Here is a 2,188-nt window from a genome sequence, read left to right on the forward strand (position 1 = left end):
GGCAGCCAGGTCCGCGTAGGCCCGGTAGGTCTGCGCGAGCAGGTCGAACGTGGACCAGCCGTCGAGCAGGACGTGGTGGAAGGCGCACACCAGCCGCACCGACGTGTCCGTCAGCCGGACCAGGGTGAGCCGCATCAGCGGAGCGCTGGTCAGATCGACCGGCCGGGCGTGGTCCTCGGCGAGGAGACGGCGCACGGCCTCGTCCCGCCGGTCGGCGGGCAGGGCACGCCAGTCGAGGTGGGTGACGGGCAGCTCGGCCCTGCGGCGGACCACCATCAGCGGTCGCTGCACGTCCCGCCACTCCAGCGCGGTGCGCAGCATGCCGGTGTGGTCGGCGACGGTCTGCCAGGCGCGGGCGAGCAGTGCGGGGTCGGTGACGCCGTCGAGCTCGAAGGACATCTGCTCGGTGTAGGCGCCGGGGTCGGAGAGGGTGTGGAAGAGCATGCCGCTCTGCATGGGGGTGAGCGGGAAGATGTCCTCGACGTCCCGGCCGTCGCCGGCGATCCGGTCCACGGCCGCCTGGTCGAGACCGGCGAGCGGGAAGTCGGACGGGGTCGCCCCGCCGTTGCCCGGTCGCAGGCAGTGCTCCACCACCTCGCGCAGCGCTGCGAGGAACGCGTCCGCGAGCCGCCGCACGGTGCCGGTGCGGTGCACGGCGGGCGCGTGGATCCAGTCGACGCGCAGTTCGCCGTCCCCGGTGGCGGCCACGACGTCGATGACGTGCGGCCGGGGCTGCTCGGGGGCCTGGTCGGCGCCGAGCGCGGCCAGGCGGGCCCGCACCAGGCCGTCGTCGCTGGTGGCGCCGTCCCATTGACCGAGGTAGTTGAAGCTGATCTCGGGCTGCGGGGCGGTCGCGAGGGCGGCCCGCGCGGGACTGCCCGGCTCGGAGAGGTGACGCAGCGCCCCGTACCCGATGCCGCGGCCCGGGACGGCCCGCAGCCGTTCCTTCGTCGACTTCAGGGCCTGCCCCCAGTCGCCGTCCGGCACGTCCAGTGTGACCGGGTGGATGGTGGTGAACCAGCCGACGGTCCGGGACAGATCGATGTCGTCGAAGAGTTCCTCGCGGCCGTGTCCTTCGAGGGCGACGGTCACCGGCTCGCCCGCCCAGTCGCGCAGGACCCGGCCGAGCGCGGTGAGCAGCACGTCGTTGATCTGCGTGCGGTACGCGGCGGGGACCCGGTGCAGCAGCGCCTGCGTCTCGGCGCGGTCGAGCCGGACGGACGTCACCGCCGCCCGGCCGAAGGTGTCGGCCCCGTCGTCCCCCTGCCCGTCACGCGGCAGCGGGCGGACCGCGGCGGCCGTCTCCTTCCAGTGGTCGAGCTCGTGGTCGAGGGCGCCGGAGCGGACGTGTGCGCTCAGGCGGTCCGCCCACTGCTGGCAGCTGCTGGTCCGGTGGCCCAGGTCGGCCGGGCGCCCGTCGGCGAGCTGCGTGTACGCGGTGGACAGGTCCTCCAGGACGATCCGCCACGACACCCCGTCCATCACCAGGTGGTGCACGGCCAGGAACAGGCGCGGCAGCCGCGACGGACCCAGGCGGAAGAACACGCCCTTGACCAGGGTGCCGCTCTCCAGATGCAGGGAGCGCTGCGCGGCGAGGGCCGCCTCGTGCAGTTCGGCGTCCCGCTCCTCGGCGGCCACCGCGGACAGGTCCCGTACGGTCAGCCGCAGCGCCGTGGCGTCGGCGATGGCGCCGTACTCCTGGATCCAGGTGCCGCCGTCCCGGGCGTAGCGCATGCGCAGCGCGTCGTGGTGGGCGACGACAGCGCCGAGCGCCCGCTCCAGCAGCGCCGTGTCTGTGTCCGGGGCCAGCTCCACCTGCAGGGACATGCCGTAGTGGCCGGGGTTGACGGTGTGTTCGGTGAAGAACCAGTCCTGGATGGGCGTCAGCGTGACCCGCCCCGACACCTCGGCGGGTGCGTCCGCGGACGCCTCCTTGCCGGTGGTGACGTGGGTGGCGAGGGAGGCGATGGTCTGGTGGAGGAAGAGGAGGCGGGAGGTGAGGTGGAGGCCGTGCCGGCGGGCGCGGGAGACGGCTTGGATGGCGAGGATGGAGTCGCCGCCGAGGTCGAAGAAGTTGTCGTGGATGCCGATGTGTTCGATGCCGAGGATGTCGGTCCAGATGGTGGTGAGGGTTTCCTCGGTGGGGTTGCGGGGTGGGGTGTGGTCGGTGTCGGTGTGTGTGGTGGAG

1 protein-coding gene is annotated in these 2,188 nt (G+C 73.3%); it reads right to left on the bottom strand.

The genetic code is table 11. The features are described from left to right. Positions 1-2,188: condensation domain-containing protein (locus C1J00_RS42350; protein ID WP_245936733.1), on the bottom strand; the 2,188-nt coding region annotated here is incomplete at both ends.

Origin of the sequence: Streptomyces cahuitamycinicus (assembly GCF_002891435.1) — a bacterium.
Lineage (GTDB): Bacteria > Actinomycetota > Actinomycetes > Streptomycetales > Streptomycetaceae > Streptomyces > Streptomyces cahuitamycinicus.